The 20,290-nt window shown below is 64.6% G+C and carries 18 protein-coding genes; 17 read left to right on the forward strand and 1 reads right to left on the reverse strand.

Going from position 1 to position 20,290, the window contains the following annotated elements; all coding sequences use genetic code 11:
- Window positions 1–58 precede the first annotated feature (58 nt).
- From C8K18_RS21400 to C8K18_RS21435, 8 genes are all read left to right on the forward strand, one after another.
- A complete protein-coding gene (locus tag C8K18_RS21400; RefSeq protein ID WP_107709631.1) occupies window positions 59–1,594 on the forward strand; it encodes a sugar ABC transporter ATP-binding protein in 1,536 nt (511 codons plus the stop codon).
- Window positions 1,591–2,592: an ABC transporter permease gene (locus tag C8K18_RS21405; RefSeq protein WP_006049724.1), complete on the forward strand. Its 1,002-nt coding sequence runs from the start codon at window positions 1,591–1,593 to the stop codon at window positions 2,590–2,592. The genes C8K18_RS21400 and C8K18_RS21405 overlap by 4 nt, the downstream gene beginning before the upstream one ends.
- Window positions 2,593–2,640: 48 nt before the next feature.
- Window positions 2,641–3,651, forward strand: coding sequence for a dihydroxyacetone kinase subunit DhaK (locus C8K18_RS21410; RefSeq protein WP_107709633.1), 1,011 nt, complete (start codon window positions 2,641–2,643; stop codon window positions 3,649–3,651).
- 12 nt (window positions 3,652–3,663) lie between these two features.
- The gene (locus C8K18_RS21415) at window positions 3,664–4,290 is read left to right on the forward strand and encodes a DAK2 domain-containing protein (protein WP_107709634.1); all 627 of its coding nucleotides are present in this window, start codon (window positions 3,664–3,666) and stop codon (window positions 4,288–4,290) included.
- A 419-nt stretch (window positions 4,291–4,709) separates the two neighbouring features.
- The gene (locus C8K18_RS21420; protein WP_029970314.1) at window positions 4,710–5,690 is read left to right on the forward strand and encodes a 2-keto-3-deoxygluconate permease; all 981 of its coding nucleotides are present in this window, start codon (window positions 4,710–4,712) and stop codon (window positions 5,688–5,690) included.
- Window positions 5,687–7,042: a four-carbon acid sugar kinase family protein gene (locus C8K18_RS21425; RefSeq protein WP_107709636.1), complete on the forward strand. Its 1,356-nt coding sequence runs from the start codon at window positions 5,687–5,689 to the stop codon at window positions 7,040–7,042. Before C8K18_RS21420 ends, C8K18_RS21425 begins: the two co-directional genes overlap by 4 nt.
- A gap of 72 nt (window positions 7,043–7,114) precedes the next feature.
- Window positions 7,115–8,116: a 4-hydroxythreonine-4-phosphate dehydrogenase PdxA gene (pdxA, locus tag C8K18_RS21430; protein ID WP_029970316.1), complete on the forward strand. Its 1,002-nt coding sequence runs from the start codon at window positions 7,115–7,117 to the stop codon at window positions 8,114–8,116.
- A 78-nt stretch (window positions 8,117–8,194) separates the two neighbouring features.
- On the forward strand, window positions 8,195–9,031 hold the full coding sequence (locus tag C8K18_RS21435) for a DeoR/GlpR family DNA-binding transcription regulator (protein ID WP_107709638.1): 837 nt from the start codon (window positions 8,195–8,197) through the stop codon (window positions 9,029–9,031).
- 133 nt (window positions 9,032–9,164) lie between these two features.
- Here C8K18_RS21435 and C8K18_RS21440 read toward each other — a convergent pair whose 3' ends face one another.
- Entirely contained in the window at window positions 9,165–9,515 is a 351-nt protein-coding gene (locus C8K18_RS21440; protein ID WP_107709640.1) for a hypothetical protein, read from the reverse strand.
- A gap of 572 nt (window positions 9,516–10,087) precedes the next feature.
- On the opposite strand from C8K18_RS21440, the gene C8K18_RS21445 reads away from it, so the two are divergent.
- From C8K18_RS21445 to C8K18_RS21485, 9 genes are all read left to right on the forward strand, one after another.
- Window positions 10,088–10,843: a DeoR/GlpR family DNA-binding transcription regulator gene (locus C8K18_RS21445; protein WP_006053235.1), complete on the forward strand. Its 756-nt coding sequence runs from the start codon at window positions 10,088–10,090 to the stop codon at window positions 10,841–10,843.
- A 613-nt stretch (window positions 10,844–11,456) separates the two neighbouring features.
- Window positions 11,457–12,545 carry a 2-aminoethylphosphonate ABC transporter substrate-binding protein gene (gene phnS, locus C8K18_RS21450; RefSeq protein ID WP_029970318.1) on the forward strand — a complete coding sequence of 363 codons (1,089 nt, stop codon included), beginning with the start codon at window positions 11,457–11,459 and terminating at the stop codon, window positions 12,543–12,545.
- 100 nt (window positions 12,546–12,645) lie between these two features.
- The gene (phnT, locus tag C8K18_RS21455; RefSeq protein WP_006053233.1) at window positions 12,646–13,746 is read left to right on the forward strand and encodes a 2-aminoethylphosphonate ABC transport system ATP-binding subunit PhnT; all 1,101 of its coding nucleotides are present in this window, start codon (window positions 12,646–12,648) and stop codon (window positions 13,744–13,746) included.
- On the forward strand, window positions 13,724–14,683 hold the full coding sequence (locus C8K18_RS21460) for a 2-aminoethylphosphonate ABC transporter permease subunit (protein WP_053860213.1): 960 nt from the start codon (window positions 13,724–13,726) through the stop codon (window positions 14,681–14,683). Before phnT ends, C8K18_RS21460 begins: the two co-directional genes overlap by 23 nt.
- Window positions 14,673–15,536, forward strand: coding sequence for a 2-aminoethylphosphonate ABC transport system, membrane component PhnV (gene phnV / locus C8K18_RS21465; protein ID WP_006053231.1), 864 nt, complete (start codon window positions 14,673–14,675; stop codon window positions 15,534–15,536). Before C8K18_RS21460 ends, phnV begins: the two co-directional genes overlap by 11 nt.
- Window positions 15,537–15,630: 94 nt before the next feature.
- Window positions 15,631–16,377 carry a phosphonate utilization associated transcriptional regulator gene (locus C8K18_RS21470; RefSeq protein WP_006053230.1) on the forward strand — a complete coding sequence of 249 codons (747 nt, stop codon included), beginning with the start codon at window positions 15,631–15,633 and terminating at the stop codon, window positions 16,375–16,377.
- 64 nt (window positions 16,378–16,441) lie between these two features.
- Complete coding sequence (gene phnA / locus C8K18_RS21475) at window positions 16,442–17,719, forward strand: phosphonoacetate hydrolase (RefSeq protein WP_107709642.1); 1,278 nt, start codon at window positions 16,442–16,444, stop codon at window positions 17,717–17,719.
- Window positions 17,716–19,167, forward strand: coding sequence for a phosphonoacetaldehyde dehydrogenase (gene phnY, locus C8K18_RS21480; RefSeq protein ID WP_107709644.1), 1,452 nt, complete (start codon window positions 17,716–17,718; stop codon window positions 19,165–19,167). Before phnA ends, phnY begins: the two co-directional genes overlap by 4 nt.
- 4 nt (window positions 19,168–19,171) lie before the next feature.
- On the forward strand, window positions 19,172–19,738 hold the full coding sequence (locus C8K18_RS21485) for a phosphonate degradation HD-domain oxygenase (protein ID WP_107709646.1): 567 nt from the start codon (window positions 19,172–19,174) through the stop codon (window positions 19,736–19,738).
- Window positions 19,739–20,290: the final 552 nt, after the last annotated feature.

Genomic DNA, 20,290 nt, shown 5'->3' on the forward strand with positions numbered 1-20,290 from the left:
GGTCGCGGGCTGCGTTGCAGCGGACGGTGCGCGCAGCCCGCAAACGGAATGAGGCGACATGACAGTGCAAGCCGAAGAACGGGAGCGCGTGCCCGTCGAGACACCTGTGCCGCTGCTGCGCATGCAGGGCATCGTCAAAAGTTTTCCGGGCGTGAAGGCGTTACGCGGCGTGAGTCTCGAATTGCAGGCCGGGCGTGTGATGGCGATCGTCGGCGAAAACGGCGCGGGCAAGTCGTCACTCGTCAAAACGCTGTCGGGCGCGTATGAGCCCGACGAAGGCACGATCGAAATAGACGGCGTGCCGTTGGCGCGCGGCACTCATGCGGCCATCGACGCAGGCGTCGCCGTGATCTATCAGGAACTCTCGCTGATCAACGACATGACGGTGGCGGAAAACCTGTTTCTCGGCCGCATGCCGGCGCGCAAAGGTTTCCTCGTGCAGCGCGAAGCCAATCGTCTCGCGCGGGCGGCGCTCGCGCGCGTGGGCCTCGACGATGTGCCGCCGTGGATGCGCCTCGGCGATTTACCGCTCAACAAGCGCCAACTGGTCGAAGTCGCGAAGGCCATTACGCGCGATGCGCGCATTCTCGTGATGGACGAACCGACCGCCGCGCTGCAAAGCCAGGACATCGTCAATCTGTACGCTGTGGTGCGCAGGCTGCGGGCGGCGGGCATGGGCATCATCTTCATTTCGCATCATCTCGAAGAGGTGTTCGAGCTGGCCGATTCGGCGGTCGTGATGCGCGACGGCGCGACTGTCGGCGCGCGTCCCATGTCGCAATGGACCGAAGCCGAACTCGTGCAGGCGATGGTCGCGCGCAATCTCGAGTCGTTCTATCCGTGGGAGCCGCGCGATTACGGCGATGTCGTGCTCGAGGTGCGTGATCTCGCCAGTGCGCCGCTGCTGCGCAATGCGAGCTTCAAGGTGCGCGCGGGCGAGATTGTCGGCATTGCGGGAATCGCAGGCGCGGGGCGCACCGAACTGCTGAAAACGATCTTCGGCGCGCTGCCTGCGACGGCCGGCGAGATACGCGTCAAGGGCAGGAAGATCTCGAATCATTCGCCGACCGAAGGCGTGCGTCATGGCCTCGTCTATACGTCCGAGGATCGCAAGCTGGAGGGGCTCGTGCTCGATGCCAGCATCGAGGAAAACATCGCACTGTCCAGTCTGAAGGCGCTGGCCACGGGCGGATTCGTCAGCCGCGTCAGAAAGCGGAAACTGGCACGCGACGCCAGCACGCGCTTTAACGTGCGTTCGTCGTCGGTCCTGCAGGTCACGGGCACGCTGTCCGGGGGCAACCAGCAGAAGGTGATTCTCGGGCGCGCTACCGCAACACAACCCGTTGTGATCATGCTCGACGAGCCGACGCGGGGCATCGACGTAGGGGCGAAGACGGAAATCTACGCGCATATGGTGTCGATGGCGCGCGCGGGCGCTGCGGTCGTCATGGTGAGTTCCGAATTGCCGGAACTGCTCGGCATGTCGGATCGCGTGCTCGTGATGTATCGCGGCAGCATCGTGACGGAAATTGCGCGCGACAACGCGCATTCCGAAGCTGTCATTCAATGGGCTACAACAGGAGCAGGCGCATGACCTCCACGGCAGCCAACCGCGCGGATACGGAGGCGCTGTCGCGCCGCGTGATTCGCCAACTGAGGAGCGGAATCGGGCCACTGTTCGCCGCGCTCGTGCTGATCTGCATCGCGTTGTCGATCGCATCGCCCGAGTTTCTGACGACTAGCACGTTGACCAACATCATGGTGCAGGTGTCGGTGGTCGGCATAGCGGCGGTGGGCGGAACCTTCGTGATCATCACGTCGGGGATCGATCTTTCGGTCGGCTCGCTCGTCGCGTTGACCGGCATGGTCGCCGCGACTGTGATGGCGGGGTCCACGCCGGGCGCGGTCGGCCTCGGCATTGCGGGGCTATGCGTGGCGCTCGCGGTCGGCGCAGCCGCGGGAGCGTTGAACGGCCTCGCGGTGGCGTGGCTGCGGCTCGTGCCCTTCATCGTCACGCTCGCGATGATGGCGATGGCGCGCGGCCTCACGCTCGCCATTTCGGACGGCCGCACCAAATTCGATTTCCCGAATGCCTTCACCGCGTTCGGCGCGAAGACGGTCGCGGGCCTGCCCATGCCGATGATCGTCATGCTGGTGATCTTCGCCATCGGCCATGTGTTGTTGCGCAAGACGACGTTCGGCCATCAGGTGTTCGCAGTGGGCGGCAATCAGGAAGCCGCGCGTCTTGCGGGCATCCCCGTGCATCGCGTCGTGTTCCTCACTTACATGCTGGCCGGCGTGACGGCCGCGATTGCCGGGATCGTGCTGGCGGGGCGGCTCAATTCCGCGCTGCCTTCCGCGGCCAACGGGCTGGAGTTGCAGGTCATCGCGGCGGTCGTGATTGGCGGAACGTCGCTTGCCGGCGGGCGCGGGTCGATCGTCGGAACGTTTATCGGCGTCGTGCTGATCGGCGTGATCAATGTGGGATTGTCGCTGCTCGGCGTCAATCCGTTCTGGACGCAGTTCATACAGGGCGGCGTCATCTTCGCGGCGGTCCTGCTGGATGCGCTCAGTCAGCGGCGCAAGCAGTAAGCGCCTTATTGCATCTGTGAAAGCACCCCAAAACCGGAGGAGCAGCACGTGAAGAAAATCATCAATGAACCGGATGTCTTCGTCGACGAGATTATCGAAGGGCTGCTTGCCGCCCATCCGGCGTGGATCAAAAGCGCAACGGCCGACAAGCGGGCGCTGGTCCGCAAGGACGCGCCGAAAGAGGGGCGCGTGGGCATCGTGACGGGCGGCGGTTCGGGTCATCTGCCCGGCTTTCTCGGCTACGTGGGCGAGGGTTTGTGCAGCGGCGTCGCGGTGGGCAACGTGTTCTCGTCGCCGTCCGCCGAGCAGATTCTGGAGGCGACCAAGGCGGTGAACGGCGGCGCCGGCGTGCTCTACGTCTATGGAAACTACGGCGGCGACGTGCTGAACTTCGATCTCGCCGCCGATCTCGCCGAGCCGGAGGGCATCGAAATTCAGACAGTGGTGCTGACCGACGACGTCGCTTCCGCACCGAAAGAGCGCGCCGCGGACCGCCGCGGCGTGGCGGGCATGCTGTTCGCGTTCAAATGCGCGGGAGCGGCAGCGGAGCGCGGCGATTCGCTCGACGACGTGGCGCGTCTCTGCGGCAAGGCGAACGCCAGTTGCCGCACCATGGGCGTCGGCCTGTCGCCGACGATCCTGCCCGCCGCCGGCAAGCCGACCTTCACGCTGCCTGAAGGCGAGATGGAGATCGGTATCGGTATTCATGGCGAGCCCGGCACGCACCGCGGCAAGCTCGAATCCGCGGATGCCATTGCAGAGCGCATCACGCGCGAAATTCTCGACGACCTCGACGCGGAGAAGGGCTCACGCGTGGCATTGCTCGTCAACGGCCTCGGCGCGACGCCACTAGAAGAGCTGTATCTGCTCTATCGACGTTCGGCGCGCCTGATCGCGGATCGCGGCCTGAAGGTGGTGCGCTCCTATGTCGGCGAATACGTGACGAGCCTCGAGATGGCGGGCGCATCCATTACGGTGATGCTGCTCGACGACGAGCTTCAGGCGCTGCTCGAAGCGCCGGCGAATTCGCCGTTCTTCCGCGACGGCACGGCATCCTGAAGAGGTCCGGCAATGACTGTATCCAGCAAGGAAATGCGTGAGGTTTTGACGCGCGCACTGAATGCGGTGCCGGCCCACGCCGACGAACTGCGCGAACTCGACGCGGCATTGGGCGACGGCGATCTCGGCATCACGGTACGCGCAGGATCGGCAGCGGTGGTGAAGGCGCTTTCCGCACTGCCCGACGAAGCATCGGTTGCGGATGTGCTGCTGGCTGCCGGCAAGGCGTTCTCGACCGCCAACCCGTCAACGTTCGCGGCGCTCGTGGGCGGCGGCCTGCTTGCTGCTGCCAAGGCGACGGCCGGGGTACAGAGCGCCGGGCGCGCCGACGCGCTGACGATCGGGCGCGCGGTGGCGGCTCGCATCGTCGAGCGCGGCAAGAGTCAGGTCGGCGACAAGACTGTGCTCGATGCGCTTGTTCCGAGCCTCGACACTCTGGAGGCATCGGAAGGCAGCGCCGTCGAACTGCTCGACGCGATGATCGCGACGGCGCAGGCGCAAGTCGCCGCCACGGCCTCGATGCAGTCGCGAAAAGGCCGTGCCGCCTGGGTGCAGGAACGGAGCATCGGCCATGCGGACCCCGGTGCGACCGCTTACGTGCGCTTTCTGGAGGCGCTGCGCACGGCGTTTGCCGCCTAGGACGTTCATTGACGGTGCGGGCGGGTTCGCAGCCGCGCTGCCCGCGCCGGAAAAAGCATTCGCGGACGCGGCGATAGGTGTCGCCTGTCGCCGCGTCCGCAGGTTATCGCCCTTCCCGGTAACCGAAGCTCATGCCCCCGCACGTCCATAGGCAGTCCACGCTACTCCCGCTTGTCGACCTACGCGGAGCATGCGCGCCTGCGCTTTGCTGGCGGCTTGCTCGCGCTCGAATGCGTGCCGCGCATGATTAGCGACACGCCGCCGCCCAGACCCCTAATTCCCACTCTGCCGTTTTGATCACTTCGATCATAAAAATGAGCGATTTGCGCAAGTCTGCCGACCGCAGTACACTTGGACATGATCGTTTCAATCAAAGAAGTGACCGATCCGATCAAAACCCAATCAGAGCGGAGACTGGCATGGCCCAAATAAACATCAAGCGCGGCATCGAACGCGTACCCGGCGGCATGATGATCGTCCCCCTGCTGTTAGGCGCGCTCGTCGCGACCTTTCTGCCGGGCATGCCGAAGTTTTTCGGCTCGTTCACGAATGCGCTTTTCACTGGCGCGCTGCCGATTCTCGCGGTGTTCTACGTCTGCATGGGCGCGAGCATCGATGTCAAAGCGACCCCCTATCTGCTCAAAAAGGGCGGGGCGCTGTTTGTCACCAAGGTCGGCGCGGCAATCGTCGTGGGCGTCGTGATGGGCCATTTCCTCGGTGAACAGCCGATTTCGTCCGGGCTGTTCGCCGGCCTGTCGACTCTTGCCGTGGTCGCGGCGATGAACGACACCAATGGCGGGCTCTACATGGCGTTGATGGGCCAGTACGGCCGTTCCGAGGACGTCGGCGCGTACACCATCATGTCGCTCGAATCGGGACCGTTCCTGACGATGGTCACGCTGGGCGTCGCCGGCCTGTCCGCGTTTCCGTGGCCCACGCTCGTCGGCAGCATACTGCCGCTTGTTTTCGGCATGCTGCTCGGCAATCTGGACCGCGAAATGCGGGCGTTTCTCGGCAAAGCTGTCCCGGTCATGATTCCTTTTTTCGCGCTGGCGCTCGGGGCCAGCCTGGACCTGCATAAGGTTTGGCAGGCCGGCGTCCTCGGCATTGGTCTTGGCATCGCCGTCGTGATCGTTACCGGCATTCCGCTCTATCTCGCCGACCGTCTGACGGGCGGCACGGGAGTCGCGGGCACCGCCGCGGCGAATACGGCAGGTAATGCGGCCGCCGTGCCCGCGCTGATCGCCGCGGCCAACCCGGTCTACGCGGAAGCAGCGAAAAGCGCGACGCTGCTGGTGGCCGCCTGTGTGGTGGTGACCGCGATCCTGTCGCCGATCCTGACGGCCGCCGTCGCAAAACGCGTGCAGGTACGGCGCGAATCGAGGGAGCTGGCGCGATGAGCATGCTGATCATCGCCGACGATCTGTCCGGCGCGGCGGATTGCGCGATCGGTTTCGCGAGCGCGGGCTATCGCACGGTCGTCGCGCTCGAGGCGTCGGCGCAAGCGCTCGACGCCCATGCGGCCGACGTGATCGCCGCCGATACCGACACGCGCCGGCTGACGGCCGCCGAGGCCGCGCGGCGCACTGCGGCGGCGTGGCAGGCGTTGCGCGTACCGGGCCGGCGTCTGTACAAGAAGATCGACTCGACGCTGCGCGGCAATTGGGCCGCGGAAGTCGCCGCGCTGCAATCGCTCGCGGGTCTGGCGATCGTTGCGCCGGCATTCCCGGCGACCGGCCGGACGTTGCGCGGCGGTCGTGTGTTGGTGCACGGCAAGCCGCTCGAAGGCACCGATACCTGGAAGCTTGAAAACGCCGGCCGCGCCGCTGACCTGCATGCGATGCTGGCGGAGGTCGGCCTGTCGACGGCGCAACTGAACGTGGATGCGTTGCGCGAAGGCAGTCAGGCGCTCAGGGCGCGGATCGCGGCGGTGGCGGCGAGCGGCACGCAGGCCCTGATCGTCGACGCAGAGACCAGCGAAGACCTGCTGACGCTCGCGCAGGCCACCACCCAAATGGATCAGGCGTTGTTCTGGGTCGGCTCGGGTGGCCTTGCTCGCGAGATCGCGAGCCTTGAAGGCTTGTTCGGCGCGCGAGCGGCAGAAGAGACCACAAGCGCTTCCGAACGGCAGCGAGAGAAACAGCAGAAACAGCAGAAACAGCAGAAGCAGCAAGACCATTCGCCGGTGCTGGTGCTGGTAGGCAGCCTGTCGGCGGTATCGGAGCGGCAGTGCGCGATGCTGCGCGATCGCGCCGGCATGGCGGAACTGACGGTGCCGCCCGGTGTGCTGCGTGACGGCGAACGTCACGCGGACTGGGCGGCATGGCAGACGCGCATTGGCGAGGCGCTCGATACGCGCGCCGATCTCCTGCTGCGCATAGGCCGCGACGATGCGTTCGATCCTGCGGAAGGCGCGTTGCTGTCCGCGGCCCTTGCTGCGCTCGTCAAGCCGCACTTTGCGGCGCTCGGCGGCCTGATCGCCACGGGCGGCGAGACGGCGCGAGCGATGCTGAGCGCAGCCGGCATCGGCAGTATCGAACTGATCGCGGAGATCGAAGCGGGTGTGGCAGTCGGCAAGCCCGTCGCAACGTGCGCTTTGCGGCCGCATTTGCGTATCGTCACGAAGGCGGGCGCCTTCGGCACCGATCATGCGCTGTTCGCCGCCTGGCGCTATCTGCACGAAGCGCCGGCAGAACCGGCAGCATCCGCAGCACCGGCAGCCGCCGGAACCGGATTACACGACTCGGCCTGATCGCCGCGTTGGCGTAATCAGGCAGGCAGGACTGGCAGGACTGCACAGACATCAAGGACCAGGCAAAACACCATGAGCAACTACCTTCCCGTAATCGGCATCACGATGGGCGACGCAGCGGGCGTCGGCCCGGAGATCGTCGTCAAGAGCCTTGCGCACGACATCGTTTACAAGCAGTGCCGTCCGCTCGTGATCGGCGATGCGCGCCGGCTCGAACGCGCGACTCAGATCGTTGGCGGCACGGCGAAAATCCGCCGTATCAAGGAAGCGGCCGAAGCGCGCTATGAGCCGGGCACGATCGACTGCATCGACCTCGATCTGATTCCCGACGATCTGCCGTTCGGCCAGCTGTCGGCAGTCGCGGGCGACGCCGCGTACCGGTTCATCGCGCGCGCGGTCGAACTCGCGGAGGCGAAGCAGATCGACGCGATCTGCACGGCGCCGTTAAACAAGGAAGCGCTGCACGCGGGCGGCCACAAGTTTCCCGGCCACACTGAAATGCTTGCGTACCTGACGGGCGTCGATGAAGTGTCGATGATGCTGGTGGCGCCGCAACTGCGCGTGATCCACGTGACGACGCACATCGGCATCATCGACGCGATCCGCAAGATCGAGCCGGGCCTCGTGCAACGCACGATCGAGCGCGGCAACGCGACACTGGTCAAGGCCGGCATTGCGAAGCCGCGTATCGGCGTGTGCGGCATCAATCCACACGCGGGCGAGAACGGTCTGTTCGGTTACGGCGAGGAAGAAGAGAAGATCGTTCCGGCAGTGAAAGTGTTGCAGGAGCGCGGCCTGGACGTGACCGGCCCGCTACCCGCGGATACGCTGTTCTTCCGCGCGGGCCGGGGCGACTTCGATCTCGTCGTCGCGATGTATCACGACCAGGGACATGGCCCGGTGAAGGTGCTGGGTCTCGAAGCCGGCGTGAACGTGACGGTGGGTCTCGAAGTCATCCGTACCTCGGTCGATCATGGCACCGCATTCGACATCGCGGGCAAGGGCATCGCCGACGAGCGCAGCCTGCTGGAAGCACTGCGCCAGGGCGCGGAACTCGCGACGCGGCGCGGCTGAACCCGCGCAATTAATGCGGAAGATGGCGTGCGAACCGTGGTGTAACATCGGCAGCCTTGTTACAGCAGAATCACACCCATGAAAGCGTCCGAGCGCCATCGCGCGATTCTCGAACTCGTCCTGACCGGCGACGCCAACGTAGAGCAACTGAGCGCCGCGCTCGGCGTGTCCGAGGCAACCGTCCGGCGTGACCTGACGACGCTCGCCAATCAGCGGCGGCTAGTACGCACCTATGGCGGCGCGACCGCGCTTATCGGCTCGCATGAACCGGAGGCGTCGCTCGAGGAGCGCAAGGCGACGCAGCGCGATCAGAAGGAAGCGATTGCGCGTGCGGCTGCCGCGCACGTGCACGACGGCGATACGGTATTGCTTGACGGCGGCACCACCTGTGCAGCGCTCGCGCGGCATCTTGGCTCGCGTGCTGATCTTCATGTGGTTACCAACAACCTGCTTGCCGTCATGACGCTTGCCAATGCACCGGGCGTGCATCTGACGCTGATCGGCGGCGATCTGCGCAACTCGAGCATGAGCACGCTCGGGCCGCTCGCCGAACTTTCGCTGAGCCGTTTGAGCGTGGACAAGGCGTTCCTGGGCGCCGACGGCGTGGTTGCCGGTTTCGGGCTTTGCGAGGCCAGCGCGCAGCAGGCGTATCTGAAGGACTGCATCATCCGGCGCGCGGCGCAGGTCATCGTGCTCGCGGACGCCGACAAGCTTGGCCGCTCGCGGCAGCAGCATTGGACTCCGCTCGAGCGCGACTGGCGGCTTATTACGTCGAGTGTCGCGGACGAGGCGTGTCTCGCGCCGTTCAGGGCGCTTCAGCGCGTCGTGGTGGAGACGGCCGATCTCGAGAACGCGCCGCTTGTTGCCGCGCCCCGCGAAGCGGCGGTTCGAGGTACTGGAGCCGCTCGGGATTGAGCAGCGACGGCTGGTTGTCTGTATGGGCCAAGCCGCGCAGCAACAAATCCAGCAGGAAACCGGAGGTCGCCGTTGTTTTGCTCAACGATGGCGCGACTCCATACGTCATGGCCGCGTTACTACTGCGATTGCATTAGCGCACGACGTGAGCGGATGCCGCGTGGCCTCTCACGCGAAGCACGTTGCCTTCCGGCGTGGTTTGCCGCGGAATCTCGGACATGTCTGGTTCTTCGTTGCGCAAGGTCTTTTGCGCAATACCTTGCTTCGCCACGAGCCGTGGAGCAGTTGCCAGCGCGCGCGGCGAACGCAGCTTTTTCGCGTGCAAGGCCACATGGCGTCGTACTGCGAGCCTGTGTGCGGTAGCCACCCGGTGCGGGGCAGTCGCGCGCGCCTCAGGCGGATTCCACACCTCCGAATAGGTGCCGGCCCCGAAAGCCATCGGCGCGAACGCCGCGGTCAGTAACGCAAGTCCAAGTTTTCTCACGATTCCCCCTGCCTGCCTGTCATTGCTGCCACTTTTTGCAAGCCATCGGCTGATGCATGCATCAGCCGTGGCAGCCTGCGCAATAGCGGCGGTTCGGTGTGGGATACTGTACATCCATACAGGTTTTATCGCAATGGGATCTGCTTGGGCTGGTCATGTCGGCAGCACGAGCAGCAATGGCCCTGCGGGCGATGTGGCCCGTGACGAAGTCCTCGCACAGTTTCCGCTCCGTGTATGATTCCGGCGGCGAAGCTATCACAGGCTGATTTGGTGCCTTGCGAGCAAGAACGGGGGCGTCGCCAGCGTCGTGGCGCGTGCGAACGTCTTGCCACTCGCCCAGCTTTTGCCGACGCATCCGGCCGTCGTTTTAGCTGTTTCGCGGCCTTGGCATCGAACCTCATGGTCGGCGCAGGTTTTCGGCTGGCGAGTGAAAAAAGCTACGCTAACGTCTTGAACTCAGCAACCTGCAGACGACCGACTACTGATACGAAAAGCCCTTATTTCAAGGGCATTTGACAAAGAAGCACCCCGCGCGACACGCCTCTCGCGGGAAGACGAAGGAACCGTCCTGAATGCTGGCAGAACAACGTCATCAATACATCCTGGCGCAAGTCGCCAAAACCGGCGCGCTTTCGGTCGCCGAACTGGTGCGCGAATTGAACGTGTCGCGGGAGACGATCCGCCGCGACCTTAACGCGCTGGCCGGGCGCGGCCTGCTCGTCACCACGCATGGCGGCGCGCTATCGAGCGACCGGCGCGAGCCCGATCTCGACACCCGCGAAGCCGCGAATGCGGGCGCGAAGCGTGCGATCGGCGAGCGCGCGGCGCAGTTCGTTCCGGACGGCGCGTCGCTGATCGTCGACTCCGGCAGCACCACGCAGGCCGTCGCGCGAGCCTTGCTCGACCGCCACCGCCTGTCGGTCTATACCAACGACTGGCGCATCGCGCTCTTGCTCGGCCGGCGCAATGACAACCGCGTCACGCTGCTCGGTGGCGAGCTTTCCGACATCGAAGACGCGACGTTCGGGCTCGATACCGTGCACCAGCTCACGCAATATCACGCGGACTTCGCCTTCATCGGCGCAGGCGGCATCTCGCCCGACGGCTATCTGACCGACTACAGCCGCATGGCCGCCGAGGTGCGCAGCCGCATGATCGCCGCCGCCGACACCGTGGTCGTCGTCGCCGATCATTCGAAGTTCGGCCGCGTGACGCCTGTGCGCATCAACGGTATCGAGTCGGCGCGCTATCTCGTGACCGAGCTGGCGCCCGAGCGCTCGCTCGGCAAGGCCATCACCGATCATGGTCCGGAAATCGTGATTGCCTGAGCGACGCGCGCAAGCAGGCAGATGCCCAGGCCGCCGCGCCGTACGACGCGCGGCGGTTGCAAAAAGGCGCATGCAACACGCCCACACAACCGCCCGGTCACGCGTCCGCGCAATTCGTTCGCTGATACCCGCCACGCATCCGGCGGCAACGTCGGAATTCCCCGGCATGTTCTCCTGGCACTTCGTTGCAGCTTGGCTATTATTGGCGAATTGTGTCGTTTTTTGGAATTCGACAGAATGGTCATGGCGTTGTCATCGAAACCTGTGATCCTTGCCGTGCCCATGCAGGCGCGGCAGGCAGCGCGAAGGTCGTAAGCAGCTGTATGCCGGGGCAAACATCACGCGTTCGGGTTGTCGGCAATCTGCAATCCACACGGGACAGCGGCGCCGCCGCCGGGCAACATGCAGGCAAACGAGCAGTCGACACGCACGCAACGGTTACGCAAACAGCAAGCAAGCAGCACGCAACCAGCAAGCGAGAGCACGCAGCGGACACGCAAGCAGCACGCAGGCAACAGATAAAAGCGCAAACGGCGCGGCCCAGGCGCCGTTCAATCACAACAGGTATCGGGTTTTCCCGGCCGTCTGGTTTTAAGCCTTTCGGAGAAGCGACATGACAAAGACCAATTCCTCTCAAGCCACGGGCCTCGCACGCAAGCTGTTGCCGGCGCTGCTGGCCGCCACGTTGTTCGGCGGCGCGGCGATACAGGCGCACGCGGCCGACGCCGTCGTGCTCTACACCGCCGACGGCCTCGAAAATCTCTACAAGGACGTACTGCCGGCCTTCGAAAAGAAGGAAGGCGTGAAGGTGAACATCGTCACCGCGGGCAGCGGGGAAGTGGTGAACCGCGCGACCATCGAGAAAGATCAGCCGAAGGCCGATGTACTCGTGACCTTGCCGCCGTTCATCCAGCAAGCGGACCAGAACGGTCTGCTGCAGGCTTATCAGAGCGCGAACTACAAGAACGTCCCGGCGATCGCGAAGGCATCCAATGGCGCGTGGGCGACCTTCGTGAACAACTACTTCTCGTTCGCGATCAATCCTGAAGTCACGAAAAACGCGCCGAAGACTTTCGCCGATCTGCTGCATCCCGACTACAGCGGCAAGATCGCGTACTCGAATCCGGCGACGGCCGGCGACGGCATGGCCGTGATCATCCTGACGTCGTCGCTGATGGGCGAGGACAAGGCGTTCGAGTATCTGAAGAAGCTCGAGCAAAGCGCCAAGTTCCACACCAAGGGCACGGGCTATCTGGACGTGCTGCTCTCGCGTAACGAAATCGCATTCGCAAACGGCGATCTGCAAATGGATCTCGACGACGCGGCCAACGGCGGCTTGTCGCTCAAGCCGGTGTTTCTCGCGGCGGCGCCGGGCGGCCAGCCGACCACGTTCCAGTTGCCTTACGCGATCGGCCTCATCAAGAACGGTCCGAACCAGGCGCAAGGCAAGAAGCTGATCGACTATCTGATGTCGACGGAAGTGCAAGCCAAAGTGCCCGACATCTTCGGCATTCCTGGCCGCACCGACGTGCCGCTCGCCGGCAAGAACGGCGAAACGGTCAAGCAGGCCATCGCAGGCGTGAAGCTGATTCCGGTGGACTGGAATCAGGTCATGGCGAAGAAAGCCGATTGGACCGCGCGCTGGAAGAACGACGTCGTCGGTTCGTCGGGCAAGCAGATCGAAGTCGTCAAGCCCAAGTAAGTTTGCATACGAAGTAAGCCTGGAACATGCAGCGCCTGCGCGATCTTTTTGAGCCGCCACGGCGCTGCACGCGCATCAATCTTGTTGGAGGATGAACCCGGTGAATACCGCCAGTCTTGCTGATCCAGGCGCGCTCGGCGCGTCGCCGGACGCCCTCGGCGCGGCGCGTTCGGACGCGCCCGGCGGCGTCCAGATCGACCATCTGACGGTGCGCTTCGGCTCGCGCACCGTGCTCGACGATCTGTCGCTGACGATCCAGCGCGGCGAGTTGCTGACCGTGCTCGGCCGCAGCGGCTGCGGCAAGACCACGCTGCTGCGCTTCATCGCCGGTTTCATCGAGGCGGACGGGTTGTCGGGCACGCTGACCGTTGCCGGTCACGATCTCACGCACGTATCGCCGCATAAGCGCAATCTCGGTCTGCTGTTCCAGAGCTACGCGCTGTTTCCGCATCTGTCGGTGTTCGAGAACGTCGCGTTCGGCTTGCGCGCGCGGCGCATATCGGCGAAAGACATCACGCGTCGCGTCGCCGATGCGTTGAAGCTCGTGCAACTCGGCGACGCCGGGCATGTGATGCCCGCGCAGCTTTCGGGCGGCATGCAGCAGCGCGTGGCACTCGCCCGCGCGCTGGTGATCGAGCCGGACGTGCTGTTGCTCGACGAGCCGCTTTCGGCCCTCGACGCCAACCTGCGCGCGTCGGTGCGCTCCGAACTCAAGGCACTGCACGAGCGCCTGCCGCATCTGACGATTGTCTGCGTGACGCACGATCAGGACGACGCGCTGGTGCTCTCGGACCGCACGCTGCTGATGCGCGACGGACGCATCGCGCAGCTCGGCACGCCGCAACAGTTATACGACGCGCCGGCCGACGCGTTCGTCGCGCGCTATCTCGGCGCGGCCAATCTGCTGCCGCCGCAAGTCGCTTTCAGCATGGACGACGCGCGCTATAACGAGCGTGAGCGCGTCGCTTGTCTGCGGCCCGAGGCGCTGCGCATCGTGCCGCTCGGCGAAGGGCACTTGCATGGCGCGATCGCGTCGGTGGAATGGTATGGCGCGGTGTTGTCGGTTTCCGTCATGCTCGACGCAATGCCGAACGAACCGGTGCTCGTCACGATGCAGCGCGGCCACGGCATGATGCCGGAGAAAGGCGCGCGTGTTTCCCTGCGTTATGAGGCTGACGATGTCGTCCTTATCAAGCCCTGAGGCGCCGGCTTCGCTGACCGCATCGGCGTCGGCTTCCGCAGCCGCCGACGCTCGCCGCAGCGCGAGCGCCGCCTCGCATCGCGCCGCGGTGAAGCGTCGCCAGCGCGCGGCGCAATGGCATCTGCTGTTCATCGCGGTGGTCGTGCTCGGACCGCTCGTCATCTATCCGCTCGTGCGGCTGGTGGCGCTGAGTTTGAGCGGGCCGCATGGCTTCGGTCTGCAAGCGTACGCGGCATTCTTCGGCAATCCGGAAACGCGCGGCGTGATCGGCACGACGCTGTGGATTCTGTTCGCGAGCGCAGGACTCGCGTCGCTGCTTGGCGTGGCGCTTGCCTCGCTGCTGTTCTTCAAGCCGTTTCCCGGCGCGCGCCTCGTCACGCGCTTTCTCGAACTGTTCGTCGCGTTCCCGTCGTTCCTCGTCGCCTTCACGCTGATCTTTTTGTACGGCTCGCAGGGCTCGGTGAGCATCGGCTTGCAGCGGCTCTTTCATCTTCAGGCGCCGCCGCTCGATTTTCTGTTCGGCGTGGGTGGCGTGATTCTCGCGGAAGTCGTGTTCTACGCGCCGTTCGTCGTTCGCCCGACGCTGGCCTCGTTCGCGACGCTCGACATGCGCCTGATCGAAGCCGCCCGCAGCCTCGGCGCGAACGGCTGGATGGTCGCGTTCAAGGTGATCGTGCCGCTCGCGTGGCCGGGCATCGCGGCGGGCACGATCCTGTGCTTTCTGCTCACGCTCAACGAGTTCGGCATTCTGCTCGTGCTCGGCAGCGCGCATCTGATCACGTTGCCGGTCGCGATCTACAGTTCGGCCACCGTCGATCTCGATCTGCCGACGGCTGCCGCCGGCGCGGTCGTGATGCTCGTCATGTCTTTGTCGCTGTACGCGTTGTACCGCCAGGTCAATCGCCGCAAGGTGAAAGGAGCGGGTCATGGCCGATGAACTCGATCCGACCGTGCTGCCGGTCATGCACATGAAGGCGCGGCCCGTGCGCCGCAGTCTCGTCGTCAGAATGCTCGGCGGATTGTTCCTCGGCTTTGCGGCGCTGTTGTGCTTCTGGCTTTTCGTGTTGCCGGTGATCGTGGTCGCGCTATCGAGCGTGGCGGCTCACTGGTCGGGCACGATCCTGCCCGACGGCTTCAGCACGCGCTGGTTCGAACGGCTCTCGTCGAGCGACTTCGACGCGCTGACGACGAGCCTCGAAATCGGCATGGGCGTCGCCGTGCTCGGCACGATTCTCGGGCTCTGGCTCGCGCTTGCGCTCGAAGGACGCGACCGGCGCGGCCTCGGCGCCTTCGTCGACACCATCGCGATGATGCCCAACGGCGTGCCGAGCGTCGTGCTCGGGCTCGCGGTGCTGATCGCGTATCACAAGCGGCCGGTGGATTTGTCGAGCTCGGCGGCGATCGTCGTGTTCGTGCAGCTCGCGCTGGTGCTGCCGTTTTGCTACCGATGCGCGGCCGCCGCGCTGCGCCCCGAATTGACGGTTCTGCGCGAAGCGGCCGCGAGCCTCGGCGCGCCTCCGTCGATGGTGCTGCGCCGCGTCGTGCTGCCGCAACTCGTGCCGGCGATCCGCGCGAGTCTCGCGCTCGGCTTCGCGTTGTCGCTCGGCGAACTGGGCGCGACGCTCACGGTTTATCCGCCGGGCTTCGCGACGGTGCCGATCGTGGTCGTCGGTCAGGTGGAGCGTGGTTATTACCTGCCGGCGTCGGCGCTGTCGCTGATCTTGCTGCTCGTTTCGCTCGCCGCGCTGCTCGTCATTGCGGCGCGCGTGCCGCGTCGCCGGATCGACTGAGCCCGCATTCACGATTTCCCTGCTTGCGTTGCGCGTCTGGCTCACGAGACGCCGTCGCGCAAATGTCCTTTTCGATGTGGCGAAATTTGTCAAAATGACCGAATATATGCAAACTGCTTCTGTCGATCCGATTGAGGTTGTGCGCAGGCATTCGCTGACGGCGCTGGTCCGCGACGAAATCGAAAGGCACATCGTCGAGGGCGAGCTTGCGCCGGGCGACAAGCTCAACGAAGCGGAGTGGGCCGCGCGTCTGCGGGTGTCGCGCGGGCCGGTGCGCGAGGCGTTTCGGGCGCTGGAGCAGGCGGGGCTCGTGCGCACCGAGAAGAACCGCGGCGTGTTCGTACGGACGGTGTCGCTCGCCGAGGCGGACGAAATTTACGCGGTGCGCGCCGTGCTCGAGGAGGCAGCGTGCCGCATGCTGGCCGCGAGCATCGACGCGCAACAACTGGCGGTGCTGCGCGACTGGCTCGACGCGATGCGCGCCGCGCTCGACACGCAGGACGCCGACGCGTATGCGCGTGCCAACGTCGCGTTTCACGATGCGATCGTGGCGGCGGCCGGCAATGTGAAGCTGTATGAGACGTATCGAAGGCTGGTGAGCGAGCTGAGTCTCTTTCGTCGTGCGGCGCTGGTCGTGCATGCCGACGCGATGGAGCGCTCGCTTGCCGAGCATCGTGCGATTCTGACCGCGCTGGCTTCACGCGACGCCGCGCGTGCCGCGGCGCTGATGCAGGCTCATGTGCACGGCGGCTTGCAGCGCGCGCATGCGGCGTGCGAGGAAGGCGGCGCGGCGGCAGGGCAGTTGGATGCGGCGCGATTTACGCCAGCGTCGGACGAGTGAAGCGATGAGGTGGGTTTAACCGATTGGCTCGAGCACGCGTGCGCGGCACGCAGGGACGGGAACAATGGCAAGCACGAACGAAGAAACGGTTGGGCGGATGATCGAAGTCAACGGCCGCCGCTACAGGCTGCCGTCGCGGCCGACGGTCGTGGTGTGCGTCGACGGCTGTGAGTTCGATTATCTCGAGGCGGCGGTCGCGCCCGGCGTTGCGCCGTTCATCGGCAAGATGCTGAAGGGCGGCGCGGCGTTCAAGGGCGATTGCGTGATCCCGTCGTTCACCAACCCGAACAATCTGTCGATCGTGTGCGGCGTGCCGCCTTCGGTGCACGGCATCTGCGGCAATTACTTCTGGGACCCCGACGCGAACGGCGGCGCGGGCGCCGAGGTGATGATGAACGATCCGGCCTATCTGCGCGCCGGCACGTTGCTGGCTGCCGCGAGCGAAGCCGGCGCGGCGGTCGCCGTCGTCACCGCGAAAGACAAGTTGCGCCGCTTGCTGGGCTGGCAGTTGAACGGCATCTGCTTTTCGGCGGAAAAAGCGGACACGGTGACGCGCGCGAAAAACGGCATCGACGAAGTGCTCGATCTGGTCGGCTTGCCGCTGCCCGACGTGTACAGCGCGGCGCTGTCGGAGTTCGTGTTCGCGGCAGGCGTGCGACTCGCGCAAACGCGCACGCTCGACCTGATGTATCTGTCCACGACCGATTACATCCAGCACAAATTCGCGCCGGGCACCGAAGGCGCGAACGCGTTCTACGCGATGATGGACGGCTATCTCGCGCAACTCGACGCGCTCGGCTGGGTGATCGGACTGACCGCCGATCACGGCATGAACGCGAAGCACGATCCGCAAACCGGCGAGCCGAACGTGATCTATCTGCAGGACGTGCTGGACGAATGGCTCGGCGCTCGCAAGGCGCGCGTGATTCTGCCGATCACGGACCCGTACGTGGTGCATCACGGCGCGCTCGGTTCGTTCGCGACAATCTATTTGCCACGCGATGTGAGCGCTGCGCAGGTCATTGAGCGCATTCGCGGCCTTGCGGGAGTCGAACTCGCGCTCGATAACCGCGCCGCGTGCGAACGGTTTGAGTTGCCCAACGACCGCGTCGGCGACATTGTTGTGATCGGCACGAAGCATGTCGTGCTCGGCACACGCCGCGACGAGCACGATCTTTCCGGATTGACCGTGCCGTTGCGCTCGCATGGCGGCTTGTCGGAACAGGAAGTGCCGCTGCTTTTCAATCGGCGCGTAGAGGGATTGCCGACCGCGGACAGTGGCCGGCGGCTGCGCAACTTCGATATCTTCGACGTCGCATTGAACCGCGTGTCGGCATCATGAACACGACGCTGCGGGACCATCCGGCCTTCCGGGCGGAAACGCTGCGGCTCGAAGGCGAACGCGCGGCGCGTCCTCGCTCGTTCGACGTGTTCGATCCGTACACGGGTACGCGCGTGGGCACGGCGGCGCTTGCAAGCGTCGACGACGTGCGCGCCGCGTTCGAGTACGCCGCGGCTTATCAGCCGAAGTTCACGCGCTATGAACGCTCGCAGATTCTCGAGCGCGCGGCCGCTTTGTTGCGCGAGAGAACCGAAGAGGCGTCGGATCTGATCTCGCTGGAATCGGGTCTGTCGAAGCAGGACTCGCGCTATGAAATTGGCCGCGTCGCCGACGTGTTCAAGTTCGCCGCGATGGAAGCATTGCGCGACGACGGGCAGAGTTTTGCCTGCGATCTGACGCCACACGGCAAGCGGCGGCGCGTGTTTTCGCAACGCGAGCCGCTCGCCGGCGTGATCGTCGCCATCACGCCGTTCAACCATCCGATGAACCAGGTCGCGCATAAGATCGCGCCGGCAATCGCGACGAATAATCGCGTCGTGGTGAAGCCGTCGGAGAAGGTGCCGTTATCGGCGCTTTATCTCGCCGACATTCTGTACGAGGCCGGTTTGCCCGCGCCGATGCTGCAAGTGCTGACCGGCGACCCGCGCGAAATCGCCGATGAACTGATCACGCATCCGCTGGCTGAACTCGTCACCTTCACGGGCGGCGTGGCGATCGGCAAATACATCGCGGCGAAGGCGGCGTATCGGCGTGTCGTGCTCGAGTTGGGCGGCAACGATCCGCTGATCGTGCTCGACGACGCCGATCTCGAGCGCGCGGCGACGCTCGCCGTGCAGGGCTCGTACAAGAACTCGGGTCAACGCTGCACGGCGGTCAAGCGGATGCTCGTGCAACAACGCGTCGCGGCGGATTTCGCCGAGCTGGTCGTCGAGAAGACGCGGGCCTGGCGCTTCGGCGATCCATTCGATGCGGCCAATCAGATGGGCACGGTCATCGACGTCGCGGCGGCGCAGCTTTTCGAATCGCGCGTGAACGAGGCGATTGCGGGCGGCGCGCGTTTGCTTGCCGGCAATCGGCGCAATGGCGCGCTGTATTCGCCGACGGTGCTCGACAGAGTTGAGCCGGAAATGAGCGTGGTGCGCGAGGAAACCTTCGGGCCGGTGTCGCCGATCATCACGTTCGACACGCTCGACGACGCTATCCGCATCAGCAACGGCACGCGATTCGGTTTGTCGTCGGGCGTGTGCACGAACCGACAGGACGCGATCACGCGTTTCATCAACGAGTTGCGGGTGGGCACGGTCAACGTGTGGGAAGTGCCGGGCTATCGGATCGAGTTGACGCCGTTCGGCGGAATCAAGGATTCGGGCCTCGGCTATAAGGAAGGCGTTCAGGAAGCGATGAAGAGCTTTACCAATCTGAAAACTTTTTCTTTACCGTGGGAGTGACGGCGTGGCACTGAGTGTGAGCGACATCCGTTCGCTATTCGAGCAATATGGCGGCATCGCTTATAGCGGCGAACCGGTCACGCAACTCCAGCATGCATTGCAAAGCGGCGCACTCGCGGAAGAAGCGGGCGCGAACGACGAACTCGTCGCCGCTGCGTTTTTGCACGACCTCGGGCATTTGCTGAACCTCCAAGGCGCGACGCCGACGGAGCGGGGCATCGACGATCTGCATCAGTACTTCGCGTTGCCGTTCCTACGGGCCGTGTTGCCGGACGCGGTACTGGAGCCGATTCGCCTGCATGTGGACGCAAAGCGCTGCCTTTGCGCCATCGACGACGCGTATTTCGACCAGCTTTCCGCCGATTCGGTGCGAAGTCTGCAGTTGCAAGGCGGGATCTTCAGTCGCGACGAAGCCGAAGCGTTTCTCGAGAAGCCATACGCACGGGACGCGCTGCGTCTGCGTAAATGGGACGACCGCGCAAAAGAAGAAAATCGCGCGACGCCGGGTATCGATCACTACCTCGCAGTAGTGGAGCGCGTCATGCGTAAGCGCGCGATTGCGGGAGGTTGAACGGTCCGGTTTTCATTGCTCGTGACAATCGTTTTGGGGCAATTTCCTTATGTGGAAATAACGCTTGCAAGGCGCCAGCCGGCTCGCTAGAATCTCGCTCTTTCGTGCTCCGGACGCCGGGGCACGGGAAGCGGGAGAGCCAATAGCGGCAAGGCTTCCAGCGGTGGCGGCAGGTTCAGGCAGTAGCAAAAACCTGTTGACGGCGCGACGGAAGTTCTTCATAATCTCGCTTCTCTGCTGCTGATGCAGCGACGCAGAACGAAGCAGTGCCGGGTGGTTGCAGTGGGCGCTGTGAAGTGTGCGAACCGATCTTTAAAAACTAACAGCCGATAAGTGTGGGCGCTTGATGCGCGACGCGCGCCGGGTTGCGGGGTTTACTCCGGAGCCGGGCGAAAAGCGAAAGTATCAAGTCTCACACAGTAATGAAAGGAAGGTTTGGTCATCGAGAGATGGTTGAACACTTCGTCAGTACGTTGAGTGAGCGACCGGGTTCGAAAGAGCCCGAAAACAGTAACAGGTTTGAACTGAAGAGTTTGATCCTGGCTCAGATTG

It is taken from the genome of Paraburkholderia sp. GV068, from assembly GCF_003058125.1.
GTDB classification, from domain to species: domain Bacteria; phylum Pseudomonadota; class Gammaproteobacteria; order Burkholderiales; family Burkholderiaceae; genus Paraburkholderia; species Paraburkholderia graminis.

Excerpts from the sequence above, each read along its gene's own strand:
- C8K18_RS21400 (WP_107709631.1), top strand. The coding sequence starts at position 59 with ATGACAGTGCAAGCCGAAGAACGGGAGCGCGTGCCCGTCGAGACACCT.
- C8K18_RS21405 (WP_006049724.1), top strand. The coding sequence starts at position 1,591 with ATGACCTCCACGGCAGCCAACCGCGCGGATACGGAGGCGCTGTCGCGC.
- C8K18_RS21415 (WP_107709634.1), top strand. The coding sequence starts at position 3,664 with ATGACTGTATCCAGCAAGGAAATGCGTGAGGTTTTGACGCGCGCACTG.
- C8K18_RS21420 (WP_029970314.1), top strand. The coding sequence starts at position 4,710 with ATGGCCCAAATAAACATCAAGCGCGGCATCGAACGCGTACCCGGCGGC.
- C8K18_RS21425 (WP_107709636.1), top strand. The coding sequence starts at position 5,687 with ATGAGCATGCTGATCATCGCCGACGATCTGTCCGGCGCGGCGGATTGC.
- pdxA (WP_029970316.1), top strand. The coding sequence starts at position 7,115 with ATGAGCAACTACCTTCCCGTAATCGGCATCACGATGGGCGACGCAGCG.
- C8K18_RS21435 (WP_107709638.1), top strand. The coding sequence starts at position 8,195 with ATGAAAGCGTCCGAGCGCCATCGCGCGATTCTCGAACTCGTCCTGACC.
- C8K18_RS21445 (WP_006053235.1), top strand. The coding sequence starts at position 10,088 with ATGCTGGCAGAACAACGTCATCAATACATCCTGGCGCAAGTCGCCAAA.
- phnS (WP_029970318.1), top strand. The coding sequence starts at position 11,457 with ATGACAAAGACCAATTCCTCTCAAGCCACGGGCCTCGCACGCAAGCTG.
- C8K18_RS21460 (WP_053860213.1), top strand. The coding sequence starts at position 13,724 with ATGTCGTCCTTATCAAGCCCTGAGGCGCCGGCTTCGCTGACCGCATCG.
- phnV (WP_006053231.1), top strand. The coding sequence starts at position 14,673 with ATGGCCGATGAACTCGATCCGACCGTGCTGCCGGTCATGCACATGAAG.
- C8K18_RS21470 (WP_006053230.1), top strand. The coding sequence starts at position 15,631 with ATGACCGAATATATGCAAACTGCTTCTGTCGATCCGATTGAGGTTGTG.
- phnA (WP_107709642.1), top strand. The coding sequence starts at position 16,442 with ATGGCAAGCACGAACGAAGAAACGGTTGGGCGGATGATCGAAGTCAAC.
- phnY (WP_107709644.1), top strand. The coding sequence starts at position 17,716 with ATGAACACGACGCTGCGGGACCATCCGGCCTTCCGGGCGGAAACGCTG.